This window comes from Rhodococcus chondri (assembly GCF_036327435.1).
Taxonomy (GTDB): domain Bacteria; phylum Actinomycetota; class Actinomycetes; order Mycobacteriales; family Mycobacteriaceae; genus Rhodococcus; species Rhodococcus chondri.
The window spans coordinates 1-14,576 of sequence record NZ_JAUZMZ010000028.1 but is presented as its reverse complement, the minus strand read 5'-3'; the positions used below and the strand labels follow the sequence as shown (position 1 = coordinate 14,576).

Sequence of the window (14,576 nt, the reverse complement as noted above, 5' to 3'; positions counted from 1 at the left end):
TCGTCGAGCCGGAATTCGTCCCCTGGGACGACCTTGTCCGGGCTTCTCGGTTGGGTTTTCGTTCGGGTTGTGACCAGCGAAAACGCCCCACATGAAGAAGCAGGTACAGCGGCGGTCGCACCGGTTGGAGCGGCCCGCGTGAGGTGCTGGAAGGACGCATCTTGGCAGTCTCTAGCCAGACCAAGGCAGTAGCCGGAATCCCCGGAGCCCCGAAGAGGGTTTCGTTCGCGAAAATTCGCGAACCCCTCGAAGTCCCCGGACTCCTCGATCTACAAACAGATTCTTTCGAATGGCTGATCGGCTCGGAGCGTTGGCGCGCGAAGGCTGCCGAACGTGGCGACGGTTCCACCACGGGTGGCCTCGAGGAAATCCTCGCCGAGCTCTCCCCGATCGAGGATTTCTCGGGCTCGATGTCCCTGTCCTTCTCCGACCCGCGCTTCGACGAGGTCAAGGCCTCCGTCGAGGAGTGCAAGGACAAGGACATGACGTACGCGGCTCCGCTGTTCGTCACGGCCGAGTTCATCAACAACAACACCGGCGAGATCAAGAGCCAGACGGTCTTCATGGGTGATTTCCCGATGATGACCGACAAGGGCACCTTCGTCATCAACGGCACCGAGCGCGTCGTCGTCTCGCAGCTGGTGCGTTCGCCCGGTGTGTACTTCGACAAGTCCGTCGACAAGAGCACCGAGAAGGACCTGCACAGCGTCAAGGTCATCCCGGGCCGCGGTGCGTGGCTCGAGTTCGACGTCGACAAGCGCGACACCGTCGGTGTGCGTATCGACCGTAAGCGCCGCCAGCCGGTCACCGTGCTGCTCAAGGCCCTCGGTTGGTCCACCGAGCAGATCGTGGAGCGCTTCGGTTTCTCCGAGATCATGATGTCCACGCTCGAGAAGGACAACACGGCCGGCACCGACGAGGCGCTGCTCGACATCTACCGCAAGCTCCGCCCGGGTGAGCCTCCCACCAAGGAGAGCGCGCAGACCCTGCTGGAGAACCTCTTCTTCAAGGACAAGCGCTACGACCTGGCGCGCGTGGGACGTTACAAGATCAACAAGAAGCTGGGCCTGAATACCGGCCAGCCGATCGAGGCGTCGACCCTCACCGAGGAAGACATCGTCGCCACCGTCGAGTACCTCGTGCGTCTGCACTCGGGGGACACCGCGATGACCGCCCCGGGCGGCGTCGAGGTCCCCGTCGAGGTCGACGACATCGACCACTTCGGCAACCGTCGTCTGCGCACGGTGGGCGAGCTCATCCAGAACCAGATCCGCGTGGGCCTGTCCCGCATGGAGCGCGTGGTTCGCGAACGCATGACCACTCAGGACGTCGAGGCCATCACGCCGCAGACCCTGATCAACATCCGTCCCGTCGTGGCTGCGATCAAGGAGTTCTTCGGAACCTCCCAGCTGTCGCAGTTCATGGACCAGAACAACCCGCTGTCGGGCCTGACGCACAAGCGCCGGCTCTCGGCTCTCGGCCCCGGCGGTCTGTCGCGTGAACGCGCCGGCCTCGAGGTCCGCGACGTCCACCCGTCGCACTACGGCCGCATGTGCCCGATCGAGACCCCTGAAGGCCCGAACATCGGCCTGATCGGTTCGCTGTCGGTGTACGCGCGGGTCAACCCGTTCGGTTTCATCGAGACCCCGTACCGCAAGGTCGAAGGTGGCATCGTCACCGACGAGGTCGCGTACCTGACGGCCGACGAAGAGGACCGCTACCTCATTGCGCAGGCGAACTCGCCGATCGCAGCGGACGGTACCTTCGCCGAGGATCGTGTGCTCGTCCGTAAGAAGGGCGCGGAGATCGAGTACGTCCGCGCCGAGGTCGTCGAGTACATGGACGTCTCGCCGCGCCAGATGGTGTCGGTCGCCACGGCCATGATTCCGTTTCTCGAGCACGACGATGCCAACCGTGCCCTGATGGGTGCGAACATGCAGCGTCAGGCCGTGCCGCTGGTGCGCAGCGAGTCGCCGATCGTCGGTACCGGCATGGAACTCCGTGCCGCCGTCGACGCCGGCGATGTCATCGTCACCGAGAAGGCAGGTGTGGTCGAGGAGGTTTCCGCCGACTTCATCACTGTCATGGCAGACGACGGCACCCGCCGCACGTACCGCCTGCGCAAGTTCGACCGCTCAAACCAGGGCACCTGCTCGAACCAGCGTCCGATCATCGACGAGGGTCAGCGGGTCGAGGCCGGCCAGGTTCTGGCCGACGGACCCTGCACCCAGAACGGTGAGATGGCGCTCGGCAAGAACCTGCTCGTGGCGATCATGCCGTGGGAAGGCCACAACTACGAGGACGCGATCATCCTGTCGCAGCGCCTCGTGGAGGAGGACGTGCTCACCTCGATCCACATCGAGGAGCACGAGATCGACGCCCGCGACACCAAGCTCGGTGCCGAGGAGATCACCCGCGACATCCCGAACGTCTCCGACGAGGTCCTTGCCGACCTCGACGAGCGCGGCATCGTCCGGATCGGTGCCGAAGTCCGCGACGGCGACATCCTCGTCGGCAAGGTCACCCCGAAGGGCGAGACCGAGCTCACCCCCGAGGAGCGGCTGCTCCGCGCGATCTTCGGTGAGAAGGCCCGCGAGGTGCGCGACACGTCGCTGAAGGTGCCGCACGGCGAGACCGGCAAGGTCATCGGCGTCCGCGTGTTCTCCCGCGAGGACGACGACGATCTGCCTCCGGGCGTCAACGAGCTCGTCCGCGTGTACGTGGCACAGAAGCGCAAGATCCAGGACGGCGACAAGCTCGCCGGCCGCCACGGCAACAAGGGCGTCATCGGCAAGATCCTCCCGCAGGAGGACATGCCGTTCCTGCCCGACGGCACCCCGGTCGACATCATCCTGAACACGCACGGCGTTCCGCGTCGTATGAACATCGGCCAGATCCTCGAGACCCACCTCGGCTGGATCGGCAAGGCCGGTTGGAACGTTCAGGTCGCGGGCGGCGACGGGCTCCCCGAGTGGGCGAGCAACCTCCCCGAGGAGATGCACTCCGCCGAGCCGAACACCAACATTGCCACCCCGGTGTTCGACGGTGCCCGCGAAGAGGAACTGACCGGACTGCTGTCGTCGACGCTGCCCAACCGCGACGGCGAGGTCATGGTCAGCCCCGACGGCAAGGCGACGCTCTTCGACGGACGTTCCGGCGAACCGTTCCCGTACCCCGTGTCGGTCGGCTACATGTACATCATCAAGCTGCACCACTTGGTCGACGACAAGATCCACGCTCGTTCGACCGGTCCGTACTCGATGATCACGCAGCAGCCGCTCGGTGGTAAGGCCCAGTTCGGTGGCCAGCGGTTCGGTGAGATGGAGTGCTGGGCGATGCAGGCCTACGGCGCGGCATACACGCTCCAGGAACTGCTCACCATCAAGTCCGACGACGTGGTGGGCCGCGTGAAGGTCTACGAGGCCATCGTCAAGGGCGAGAACATCCCCGAGCCGGGTATTCCGGAGTCGTTCAAGGTTCTCCTCAAGGAGCTCCAGTCGCTGTGCCTCAACGTCGAGGTGCTCTCCAGCGACGGTGCGGCCATTGCGATGGCCGACGGCGACGACGAGGACCTCGAGCGTGCGGCAGCCAATCTGGGCATCAACCTTTCCCGCAACGAGTCGGCCACGGTCGACGACCTCGCGAACTAGGAGCCGGACCGATGCGGTACGTGCACGATCCACGATGGTGGACGTACCGCGTCGGGGCACGGCAGCGATAGCGACAACTAGCAGCAACAAAACCCGAACAGGGGAAAGGAAGTTACGTGCTCGACGTCAACTTCTTCGATGAACTCCGCATCGGCCTTGCCACCGCTGAGGACATCCGCAACTGGTCGTACGGCGAGGTCAAGAAGCCGGAGACCATCAACTACCGCACGCTCAAGCCCGAGAAGGACGGACTCTTCTGCGAGAAGATCTTCGGCCCCACCCGGGACTGGGAGTGCTACTGCGGCAAGTACAAGCGTGTCCGCTTCAAGGGCATCATCTGTGAGCGCTGCGGCGTCGAGGTGACCCGCGCCAAGGTGCGCCGTGAGCGGATGGGTCACATCGAACTGGCCGCACCGGTTACCCACATCTGGTACTTCAAGGGTGTTCCGAGCCGTCTCGGTTACCTGCTCGACCTTGCGCCGAAGGATCTCGAAAAGATCATCTACTTCGCCGCCTACGTGATCACCACCGTCGACGACGAGCTGCGTCACAACGAGCTCTCGACGCTCGAGGCGGAGATGGAGGTCGAGAAGAAGACGGTCGCCGATCAGCGCGACGCAGATCTCGAGGCCCGCGCGCAGAAGCTCGAAGCCGATCTGGCCGAGCTCGAGGCCGAGGGCGCGAAGTCCGATGTGCGCCGCAAGGTCAAGGACGGCGGCGAGCGCGAGATGCGTCAGCTGCGCGACCGCGCTCAGCGCGAACTCGACCGGCTCGACGAGATCTGGTCCACCTTCACGAAGCTGAAGCCGAAGGATCTGATCGTCGACGAGATGCTCTACCGCGAGCTCCAGGATCGCTACGGTGAGTACTTCACCGGCGCGATGGGCGCGGAGGCCATCCAGAAGCTCATCGAGACCTTCGACATCCACGCCGAGGCCGATTCCCTGCGCGAGACCATCCGCAGCGGTAAGGGCCAGAAGAAGCTGCGCGCGCTCAAGCGCCTCAAGGTCGTGGCCGCGTTCCAGCAGTCCGGCAACTCGCCGATGGGCATGGTTCTCGATGCTGTGCCGGTGATTCCGCCGGAGCTGCGTCCGATGGTTCAGCTCGACGGTGGCCGCTTCGCGACCTCCGACCTCAACGATCTGTACCGCCGCGTCATCAACCGCAACAACCGTCTCAAGCGACTGATCGACCTGGGTGCTCCCGAGATCATCGTCAACAACGAGAAGCGGATGCTGCAGGAGTCTGTGGACGCGCTCTTCGACAACGGTCGTCGTGGCCGGCCCGTCACGGGTCCGGGCAACCGTCCGCTCAAGTCGCTGTCCGATCTGCTCAAGGGCAAGCAGGGCCGCTTCCGTCAGAACCTGCTCGGCAAGCGCGTCGACTACTCGGGCCGTTCGGTCATCGTCGTCGGTCCGCAGCTCAAGCTGCACCAGTGCGGTCTGCCGAAGCTGATGGCGCTCGAGCTGTTCAAGCCGTTCGTGATGAAGCGCCTCGTCGACCTCAACCACGCGCAGAACATCAAGTCCGCCAAGCGCATGGTCGAGCGTCAGCGTCCGCAGGTGTGGGATGTCCTCGAAGAGGTCATCAACGAGCATCCGGTGCTCCTCAACCGTGCTCCCACGCTGCACCGCCTGGGCATCCAGGCGTTCGAGCCGCAGCTTGTCGAGGGTAAGGCGATCCAGCTGCACCCGCTCGTGTGTGAGGCGTTCAACGCCGACTTCGACGGTGACCAGATGGCCGTGCACCTTCCGCTGTCCGCGGAGGCACAGGCCGAGGCGCGCATCCTGATGCTGTCGTCGAACAACATCCTGTCGCCGGCATCGGGCCGTCCGCTCGCCATGCCGCGTCTGGACATGGTGACGGGTCTGTACCACCTGACCCGTCTGGTGGAGGACGCTCCCGGTGCATACCGGGCCACGACCACCGACGAACCGGAGCAGGGTGCGTACTCGTCGCCGGCCGAGGCGATCATGGCCGTCGACCGCGGCGTGCTCTCGGTGCAGGCGCCGATCAAGGTGCGTCTGATCCACCAGCGGCCTCCGCGCGACGTCGAGAACGAACTGTTCCCCGACGGCTGGAAGTACGGCGAACCGTGGACCACGCACACGACCCTCGGTCGCGTGATGTTCAACGAGTTGCTGCCCGTGAACTACGGCTTCGTCAACGACATCATGCCGAAGAAGCGTCAGGCCGCGATCATCAACGATCTCGCCGAGCGCTACCCGATGATCGTCGTCGCACAGACCGTCGACAAGCTCAAGGACGCCGGCTTCTACTGGGCCACGCGTTCGGGCGTCACCATCTCCATGGCGGACGTGCTCGTTCCGCCGGAGAAGAAGGACATCCTGGAGCGGTACGAGGGCCAGGCCGACGCTATCCAGCGGCAGTACGACCGCGGCAAGCTGTCCGAGGACGAGCGCCGCGATTCGCTGGTCAAGCTGTGGCAGGAAGCGACCGAAGAGGTCGGTCAGGCCATGGAGGCGCACTACCCGGACGACAACCCGATCCCCACGATCGTCAAGTCCGGCGCTGCGGGCAACATGACCCAGATCCGTGCGCTGGCGGGTATGAAGGGCCTGGTGACGAACCCGAAGGGCGAGTTCATTCCGCGCCCGATCAAGTCCTCGTTCCGTGAGGGCCTGACCGTCGCCGAGTACTTCATCAACACGCACGGCGCTCGTAAGGGTCTGGCCGATACCGCTCTGCGTACCGCCGACTCGGGTTACCTGACCCGTCGTCTGGTCGACGTGTCGCAGGACGTCATCGTCCGCGAGGTCGACTGTGGCACGCCGCGCGGCATCGAGATGACGATCGCCGAGCCCGAGCGCGATGCGTCGGGCAACGAGACCGGCAAGCTGGTCCGCGACGCCCACATCGAGACGAGCACCTACGCACGCACCCTGGCGACCGACGCACTCGACTCCGACGGCAACGTCGTGGTCGCGCGTGGCTCCGACCTGGGCGATCCGGCGATCGAGGCTCTGCTCGAGGCCGGCATCCGGAAGGTCAAGGTCCGTTCGGTGCTGACCTGCGACACGGGCACCGGCGTCTGCGCCACGTGCTACGGCCGCTCGATGGCCACCGGCAAGCTCGTCGACATCGGCGAGGCCGTCGGTATCGTCGCCGCGCAGTCCATCGGTGAGCCCGGTACGCAGCTGACGATGCGTACGTTCCACCAGGGTGGCGTCGGTGAGGACATCACCGGTGGTCTCCCGCGTGTCCAGGAGTTGTTCGAGGCCCGTGTCCCCAAGGGCAAGGCCCCGATCGCCGATGTGTCCGGCCGTATCCGCCTCGAGGACGACGATCGTTTCTACAAGATCACGATCATCCCCGACGACGGTGGCGAGGAGGTGCTGAACCCCAAGCTCACCACGCGGCAGCGTCGGCCCGTCATCCGCAAGGCCGACGGCACCGAGGGTGTGCTCGCGGACGGCGACCACGTGGAGGTGGGCCAGCAGCTTCTCGAGGGTGCTGCCGATCCGCACGAGGTGCTGCGCGTGATGGGTCCCCGGCAGGTGCAGGTCCACTTGGTCCACGAGGTCCAGGAAGTCTACCGCAGCCAGGGTGTGTCGATCCACGACAAGCACATCGAGACCATCGTGCGGCAGATGCTGCGTCGCGTCACGATCATCGATTCGGGTGCGACGGAGTTCCTGCCCGGTTCTCTGGTCGAGCGCAGCGAGTTCGAGGCTGCCAACCGTCGCGTCGTGCAGGAAGGCGGCGAGCCGGCTGCCGGCCGCCCCGTTCTCATGGGCATCACGAAGGCCTCGCTGGCCACCGATTCGTGGCTGTCGGCGGCGTCGTTCCAGGAGACCACCCGCGTGCTCACCGATGCGGCGATCAACTGCCGCTCGGACAAGCTGATCGGTCTCAAGGAGAACGTGATCATCGGCAAGCTGATCCCGGCCGGTACCGGCATCAACAAGTACCGGAACATCCAGGTTCAGCCCACCGAGGAGGCCCGTGCGGCCGCGTACGCCATCCCGGCATACGACGACCAGTACTACTCGCCGGAGGGCTTCGGCCAGAACACCGGCGCTGCAGTACCGCTGGATGACTACGGTTACTCCAACGACTACCGGTAGTTCGCTGCCGTAGATGCAAAGGTCCCGCCCCCTTCTCTTCGGGGGCGGGACCTTTCGCTTTGCCGCGGCGCGGTTTCCGGGTTGTCGGAAGGCCGCTAGCGCGGGATGTGGAAGGAGCTGAGCTCCGCGCATCCGGGTTCGAGAGCTGCCCAGGTGCCGCGCACTTTCAGCACCGCGAGCGCCGACGTGGGAAACTTTTCGGTCAGCTGGTGGGCTATGTCCGAGCTGTGGTCGGTGGCCAGGGCCAGGGCGGTCGCGGACAGGGTCGGCTCGTGTCCGACCACCAGGAGGGTATGAACCGACTTGTCCACCGTGCGGATCTCGTCGAGAAGGATGGCGGGCGTCGTCGCGTACAGCCGATCACGGTAGTCGACAGGTGCGTCGATGGCCGCCTCCGCGAGGGTCTTGCGCGTTCGGGTGGCGGTCGAGCACAGCACCGAATCGATCGGTGGAAGGTGAGCCCGGATCCATCGGCCGGCCAGTCCCGCCTCACGGCGACCCCGGGGGGACAGCGGGCGATCGTGGTCGTCCACTTCGTCCGGATATGCGGACTTGCCGTGGCGCAGCAAGATCAGAGTGCGGCTCATGTTCTCCACCGTAGGTCGTCTATCGCGGTCCGACCTTTGCGACGGCGCGGACCTCGTCGTCGACGATGAACCATATGCCGAGTGCGTCCGGTTCGTCGTGCGCGTGCAGGACGAGCGTGTCGCCGGTGACGACCGGTCGCAGGTGTTCGATCACCGCTCGGTACGGCACGTTCTGCAGATCCGGTCTCGCCGCGAGGAGCTCTTCCACTCCGTGCCAGTACGCGGCGTTGTTGACGTGCCCGAACGGATCGAAGTCGGTCACCCGCAGGGGAAATTCCCGCGTTTCGACGGTCGCGTCGCCGTCCGGTGGGGTGGGCGGCAGCCACGCGCGCCACTTGAGGCGGGTGTCGGACGCGTGCATGGACATGTGCGCGAACAGTGTGTCGCTGATGCGGGCGGGTGTTCCGCTGGCCGGGTTGATGTCGATCCAGAACGCCGCGGTTTCGATGAGTGGTCCGGGTTCGTCCGGGTCGCTGTCGTCGGTGGGCATCCCGTCGATCCGGACCCGCACGTTCGCCCACCGCGTGGAGAGCGCGTCGCACCACCGCTGCAGGCGGAGCTTCTGCGGAAAGCGGGCAGGGCGAAGGACATCGACGACGGTGCGTCGCACGATCCACAGCGGATCGGTCTCCATCGCGTCGACGGCGGCGAGGTTGTCGATGCCGATGTCCTGTAGGTATCGCGCGACCCCGTCGAGGCGCAGTCGCTGTGCGGGATCGACGTCACCCGTTCGAACGGTGCGTTCGGTGCTGAACGGTCTTGCTTCGGGCGGTAGTTCACCCAGCGGAGAGCTCCAGTGGAGATCCTCGGTGGACGTAACCGTGTCCATGCGCATTCCCCCTTGTGCGGCTGGTCGATCGTGCGATTGTTTCAGGCCGCGCACGGATGTGCAGGGCGTCTTGCGATCTGCACGCGGAGACGGCTACAGTCGTGTTAGCTGTTACCGAGTGTTACATGAACTTGGCGGCGAGCCGCCCCCGCCCATCGAGGACACCGACATGGCCTACGTGATCACCCAGACGTGCTGCAACGATGCGAGCTGCGTCGCGGTCTGCCCGGTGAACTGCATCCACCCCACTCCGGAGGAGCCCGGGTTCGCGACCGCCGAGATGCTGCACATCGACCCGCAGACCTGCATCGATTGCGGGGCATGCGCCGACGCCTGCCCGGTCGAGGCGATCGTCCCCGAAGACCGGCTCACCCCGGCGCAGGCCCGATTCACGCAGATCAATGCCGACTACTACAAGACCCACCCGATGCCGGACACGTGGGAGCCGCTCACCCCGGTTCCGGCACCTCCGCGCGACCGGAAAACGCTGCGGGTCGCCATCGTCGGCGCAGGTCCGGCCGCGTGTTACGCCGCCCAGGAGCTGCTCGAGCGCTCTGATGTCGAAGTCGAGATATTCGACCGCGCGCCCACTCCGTTCGGGCTGGTCCGTGCCGGTGTCGCACCCGACCACCCCGGCACCAAGAGCGTCACCGACTCGTTCGAGTGGTCGTTCCGCCGCGACGAACTGCAGTTGCACCTGAACGTCGAGATCGGCCGCGACCTCACACATGCCGAGCTGCTCGAACACCACCACGCCGTGATCTACGCCGTCGGTGCGTCCGCCGATCGCCGCCTCGGCATCCCGGGCGAAGACCTGCAGGGAAGTCACGCCGCAACCGAGTTCGTCGCCTGGTACAACGGGCACCCCGACCATGCCGATCGCACATTCGAGCTGACCGGCACCGGACAGCGGTCGGGACGGGCGGTGATCATCGGCAACGGCAACGTCGCACTCGATGTCGCCCGCATCCTCACCATGGACGCCGACGATCTCGCCCGTACCGACATCGCCGATCACGCACTCGAAGCGCTGCGCCGCAGCGACATCCGTGAGGTGGTGCTTCTCGGTCGCCGCGGACCGGCCCAGGCTGCCTACAGCAACCCCGAGTTCCTCGCCCTCGCGAACCTGAACGGTGTGGACGTCGTGATCGACGACGCCGACACCGACCTCGCCCTCGATCCGTTCAGCGCTCGCGCCGCCGAGAACGACCCGGCCACCGCGCTGCGGATACAACTCGCGCGCGAATACGCGCAGCGGCCGCCGCGGCCCGGTCACAAGCGCATCGTCTTCCGCTACCTGGCTGCACCGCAGGAGCTGCTCGGCGACGAGCGCGTCACCGGAGTCCGGGTCGCGAGAACCGAGCTGGTCGAAGCGGAGAACGGTACCGTGGCCGCCCGGGCCACCGGCGTCACCGAAGACCTCGACGCCGATCTCGTGCTGCGATCGATCGGCTATCGCGGCGTGCCGGTACCCGGTGTGCCGTTCGACGAACGTCGCGGCGTCATCCCCAACACCGAAGGCCGCGTCGAGCCCGGTGTGTACGTGGCGGGCTGGATCAAGCGGGGCCCGAACGGCGTCATCGGGACCAACAAGGGCTGCTCGAAGGAGACGGTCGCCGCGCTGCTGGCCGACTTCGACGCGGGCCGGCTCCCCGAACCTTCCGGCGACCGGCGCACGCTCGGCCGGTTGCTGGCGAAGCGGCGACCCGACCGGATCGACCTTCACGGATGGCGCAGCATCGACGCTGCCGAACAGGAGGCCGGACGAGCGGAGGGCCGACCGCGCGTGAAGATCACCGATCGGCAGGCACTTGTCGACCGCGGACGCAGACGGCGTCTGTTGCCACTCCTCGGATCCGTTCGGCGATAAACCGGTTGGGGACACCAACGCTGTTTCGTTAAGATCACCCGGCGTCCTGCATCGGCATCCGGCGTCGACGGAGACGGGATGTCCAGGTTTCCGGCGGGACGTTCCGTCACGATCTGCGGGCCGACGCCTGCGCCGAACCAGGAGCAACCCCATGACGTCCCCAGCATCAGGTTCATCTGCGCCCCCCAGCGACAAGCTGGATGCGGGCGTACTCAAGATCGCCTCGGTGGTGGTGCTGGGCGCGATCATGTCGATTCTCGACGTGACGGTCGTCTCGGTCGCCCTGCCGACGTTCATGTCCGAATTCCAGGCCACCTACGCGACCGTCGCGTGGACGATGACGGCCTACACGCTCGCGCTCGCCAGCGTGATTCCACTCACCGGGTGGGCCGCGGATCGTTTCGGAACCAAACGTCTCTACCTCCTCGCGCTCGTGTTGTTCGTCGCAGGTTCGGTGCTGTGCAGCATGGCATGGGATGTGCAGTCGCTGATCGCGTTCCGTGTGGTCCAGGGCTTCGGTGGCGGCATGCTGATGCCGCTCGGCATGACGATCATGACGAGGGCGGCGGGTCCGCACCGCGTCGGCCGCGTCATGGCGGTCCTGGGCATTCCCATGCTGCTCGGACCCATCGGCGGTCCCATTCTGGGCGGCTGGCTCATTGAGGCCGCGACCTGGCATTGGATCTTCCTGATCAACCTGCCCATCGGAATCGTCGCGCTGATCGTGGCTGTCGCGGTGTTGCCCAAGGACGCGCCGAGCAAGTCGGAGTCGTTCGACTTCGTCGGCATGCTCCTGCTCTCGCCCGGCCTTGCCCTCTTCCTGTTCGGTGTCTCCTCACTCCCGGAAACAGGCACGGTGGCGTCCCCGCGGGTTCTCGTCAGCGGCATCATCGGCCTCGTGCTCGTTGCGGCGTTCGTCGTCCACGCACTGAGGGCGAAGCACCCGCTCATCGACCTCTACCTGTTCCGCAACCGGCAGCTCACCTACGCGGTGCTCACCATGACCGTGTTCGCTGTCGCGTTCTTCGGGGCGGGACTGCTGTTCCCCAGCTACTTCCTTCAGGTGCGCGGAGAAACCACCCTCGCGGCGGGTCTGCTGCTCGCGCCGCAGGGATTGGGTGCGATGCTCACGATGCCCATCGCCGGCCGGTTCGTCGACCGCATCGGGCCGGGCAAGATCGTGCTCGTCGGACTCACCCTCATCATCGCAGGCATGGGCGTGTTCACCCAGGTGGATGTCGAGACCGCGTACCCGCTGCTGCTCGGCGCGCTCTTCGTGATGGGTATGGGGATGGGCTGCACGATGATGCCGACGATGACGGCGGCGCTGCAGACCCTCACCGATCAGAGCATCGCGCGCGGATCGACCCTGATGAACATCGTGCAGCAGGCAGCGGGGTCCATCGGTACCGCGACGATGTCGGTGATCCTCACCAGCCGCGTGATCTCTCCCGAGGGCTCGCCCGAAGGCACTTCCGGGCAACCCGACTCGGATGCGCTCGCCCAGCTGCCGCCCGAGATGCAGCAGTCGGTGCTCGGATCGCTTGCCGACGCATTCGGCGACACGTTCCTCGTCGCGACGCTCATCATGGTCGTCGCGTTGATCCCTGCGGCTCTCCTGCCCCGCACCCGCACGACGCGGTCGACGGAGGAGAGCGGCGCTGCTGCGGTGATGCACTGAGTGGAGACGGCCGAGCGTGATGCACCGGAGTCGAGCACCGAGCCCGGCCGTGGTGATCCCGGGCAGCGGGCGCCGACCCACCGTCGCTTCCGACTAGCCTTCTCGATGGACACCCGTCGGCAATCGGAACGGACTTGCGCATGAATATCGACCTGACATCCGAAAGCACCGCGCTGAGTCGGCGCGCACTGCTCGGTAGTGCAGGCGTGGTTGCAGCCACCACCGCACTGACCGCGTGCGGCGGCGCCTCCGACGCCGGAGGGGACCGTGCGCAACCGCCCGTCGCGACCACGACCTCGCCGCCCGGGCCGGATGCCGAGGTCGTGGCCGCGACCGCCGACGTACCGATCGGCGGAGCGGTGCTGCTCACCGGCAAGCGCCTGGTGCTGTCCCAACCCACGGCGGGCGACTTCCACGCCTTCATCGCGGTGTGCACTCACCAGGGCTGCAACATCACAGGGGTCGAAGACGACCTGATCGTGTGCAACTGCCACGGGAGCACGTTCGCGCTCGACGGCGCGCCCGTCGCGGGTCCCGCGAAGCGGCCCCTGAAATCGCGTCCCATCGAGGCGCGGGGGACGGACCTGGTCGTCGGCTGAGATCGTCGGCCACCGTGAGCCCCCACACCGGGATACAGTCTGCACTGTGAGTTCGACGAATTCGACGGGACGGAACTGGCGGCCGAGGGGACTGCGCGAGGGCAGCGAGCCGGATGCCCGGTTCACCCTCGCGAACGAGCGGACCTTCCTGGCGTGGATCCGCACGGCGATCGGTGTCATCGCCGCCGCCGTGGCGCTCGAGACGTTCGGGGGCGACGTCGTCAGTCCGGGGGTGCGCACCCTCGTCTCGTGCGTGTTGCTGGTGTTCGCTGCCGTGCTGGTCGTTTCGGCCCTGCTGCGTTGGATCGGCGTGGAAGCCGCGATGCGGACGGACCGTCCCCTTCCGCCTCCGTGGACAGCGCTCGTACTGGCCGGGATGCTCGCGAGCACCGCGGTCGTGCTGGCCGTGGCCATCCTCGTCTGAACCGCGGAACCATGAGGCACGACGACCCCGGGCTGCAGCCCGAACGGACCAGTCTCGCCTGGTTGCGGACGGCAACGGGCCTCGGCGCCGTGGTGCTCGGATTCATGAGATTCGCGCCGGGCCCCGGTCCGGTGGTCGTGACGATCGGACTGATCTGCCTCGTGCCGGTTCTCGTCCTCCTGGTCGGTGCACGTCCACATCACCGTGCCCGGGTACGCAGCTTCGTCGCCGGTCAGGGGTCGTACAGCTGGTGGACCAACCTCGTTCTCGCCACCACCGTCGTGACACTGGCCCTGTCGGCCGCAGTCATGATCATCCTCGCGCAGTGATCGGCCGGCCGTCGTAGCTCCGGCTCACCCGGGCGACAGCCGCGCACGCAACTCCTCGGCCCCGGCTCCGGACAGGCGGGGCAGTGCCACGCGTCGACCGGTCAGCAGCAACAGGATGGCGGAGATCGGTCCGCGGACCTCCGCTCCCCGTCCGGCCTCCCATGCGACATCGGTGGCCACGAAACGGTAGGTGCGCAGCGGAAGCGAGTCGAACACGCGGGCAGAGTTCTTTTCCTGGTCGGCCCATACTCGCGTGGCGGCCGCGGCTGCCGGCACGACCGGCATCGGAAGCTCCCGGTGGAGCGGAAGAGCGATGTCCTGGCCGTGCACCAGGACATCGATCAGGGCATGGAGGGGAGTCAGTCCCGCATTGTGGCGGCGGGAACCGATCAGGTCAAGTCCCTGGACGTGGTGTACGGACCGTTGCGTGATTCCTCGTCGGTGAGTCAGGCAGTCAAGGCCGGTGCCACCTCCTCGGTGTCGTTGCTGGCGGCGTTGGCGCACTTGTCGGTACGCGAG

The 14,576-nt window shown here is 66.3% G+C and carries 11 protein-coding genes; 8 read left to right on the top strand and 3 right to left on the bottom strand.

The features are described from left to right. Positions 1 to 143 precede the first annotated feature (143 nt). The gene (rpoB, locus tag Q8814_RS07295) at positions 144 to 3,650 is read left to right on the top strand and encodes a DNA-directed RNA polymerase subunit beta (RefSeq protein WP_330151354.1); all 3,507 of its coding nucleotides are present in this window, start codon (positions 144 to 146) and stop codon (positions 3,648 to 3,650) included. 116 nt (positions 3,651 to 3,766) lie between these two features. Beyond that, positions 3,767 to 7,738 carry a DNA-directed RNA polymerase subunit beta' gene (locus Q8814_RS07290; protein ID WP_330151353.1) on the top strand — a complete coding sequence of 1,324 codons (3,972 nt, stop codon included), beginning with the start codon at positions 3,767 to 3,769 and terminating at the stop codon, positions 7,736 to 7,738. A gap of 95 nt (positions 7,739 to 7,833) precedes the next feature. On the opposite strand, the gene Q8814_RS07285 is transcribed toward Q8814_RS07290, so the two are convergent. Together Q8814_RS07285 and Q8814_RS07280 are read right to left on the bottom strand one after the other, a co-directional pair. Next, positions 7,834 to 8,325 (bottom strand): SixA phosphatase family protein, encoded by a 492-nt coding sequence (locus tag Q8814_RS07285; protein WP_330151352.1) that lies wholly within the window; start codon positions 8,323 to 8,325, stop codon positions 7,834 to 7,836. A 19-nt stretch (positions 8,326 to 8,344) separates the two neighbouring features. Further along, positions 8,345 to 9,154: an acyl-[acyl-carrier-protein] thioesterase gene (locus Q8814_RS07280; RefSeq protein WP_330151351.1), complete on the bottom strand. Its 810-nt coding sequence runs from the start codon at positions 9,152 to 9,154 to the stop codon at positions 8,345 to 8,347. A 169-nt stretch (positions 9,155 to 9,323) separates the two neighbouring features. On the opposite strand from Q8814_RS07280, the gene Q8814_RS07275 reads away from it, so the two are divergent. The 5 genes from Q8814_RS07275 to Q8814_RS07255 all read left to right on the top strand — a co-directional run bounded on the left by Q8814_RS07275 (position 9,324) and on the right by Q8814_RS07255 (position 14,057). After that, positions 9,324 to 11,024, top strand: coding sequence for an FAD-dependent oxidoreductase (locus tag Q8814_RS07275; protein ID WP_330151350.1), 1,701 nt, complete (start codon positions 9,324 to 9,326; stop codon positions 11,022 to 11,024). A 151-nt stretch (positions 11,025 to 11,175) separates the two neighbouring features. Then, a complete protein-coding gene (locus tag Q8814_RS07270) occupies positions 11,176 to 12,705 on the top strand; it encodes a DHA2 family efflux MFS transporter permease subunit (protein WP_330151349.1) in 1,530 nt (509 codons plus the stop codon). A 140-nt stretch (positions 12,706 to 12,845) separates the two neighbouring features. Continuing rightward, positions 12,846 to 13,304, top strand: a complete 459-nt coding sequence (locus tag Q8814_RS07265; RefSeq protein WP_330151348.1) for a QcrA and Rieske domain-containing protein — start codon at positions 12,846 to 12,848, stop codon at positions 13,302 to 13,304. A gap of 46 nt (positions 13,305 to 13,350) precedes the next feature. Next, complete coding sequence (locus tag Q8814_RS07260) at positions 13,351 to 13,728, top strand: YidH family protein (protein ID WP_330151347.1); 378 nt, start codon at positions 13,351 to 13,353, stop codon at positions 13,726 to 13,728. A gap of 11 nt (positions 13,729 to 13,739) precedes the next feature. Further along, positions 13,740 to 14,057 (top strand): DUF202 domain-containing protein, encoded by a 318-nt coding sequence (locus Q8814_RS07255; RefSeq protein WP_330151346.1) that lies wholly within the window; start codon positions 13,740 to 13,742, stop codon positions 14,055 to 14,057. A gap of 24 nt (positions 14,058 to 14,081) precedes the next feature. On the opposite strand, the gene Q8814_RS07250 is transcribed toward Q8814_RS07255, so the two are convergent. Further along, a complete protein-coding gene (locus Q8814_RS07250; RefSeq protein ID WP_330151345.1) occupies positions 14,082 to 14,342 on the bottom strand; it encodes a hypothetical protein in 261 nt (86 codons plus the stop codon). A 12-nt stretch (positions 14,343 to 14,354) separates the two neighbouring features. Here Q8814_RS07250 and Q8814_RS07245 point away from each other — a divergent pair. Beyond that, positions 14,355 to 14,576 (top strand): hypothetical protein (locus tag Q8814_RS07245; RefSeq protein ID WP_330151344.1); only part of this gene is annotated, 222 nt, incomplete at its 3' end.

Bases quoted from the DNA above. Each gene is read 5' to 3' on its own strand.
- Q8814_RS07285 (WP_330151352.1), bottom strand. From the start codon at position 8,325: ATGAGCCGCACTCTGATCTTGCTGCGCCACGGCAAGTCCGCATATCCG.
- Q8814_RS07250 (WP_330151345.1), bottom strand. From the start codon at position 14,342: ATGCCGGTCGTGCCGGCAGCCGCGGCCGCCACGCGAGTATGGGCCGAC.
- Q8814_RS07275 (WP_330151350.1), top strand. From the start codon at position 9,324: ATGGCCTACGTGATCACCCAGACGTGCTGCAACGATGCGAGCTGCGTC.
- Q8814_RS07255 (WP_330151346.1), top strand. From the start codon at position 13,740: ATGAGGCACGACGACCCCGGGCTGCAGCCCGAACGGACCAGTCTCGCC.
- Q8814_RS07265 (WP_330151348.1), top strand. From the start codon at position 12,846: ATGAATATCGACCTGACATCCGAAAGCACCGCGCTGAGTCGGCGCGCA.
- Q8814_RS07270 (WP_330151349.1), top strand. From the start codon at position 11,176: ATGACGTCCCCAGCATCAGGTTCATCTGCGCCCCCCAGCGACAAGCTG.
- Q8814_RS07280 (WP_330151351.1), bottom strand. From the start codon at position 9,154: ATGGACACGGTTACGTCCACCGAGGATCTCCACTGGAGCTCTCCGCTG.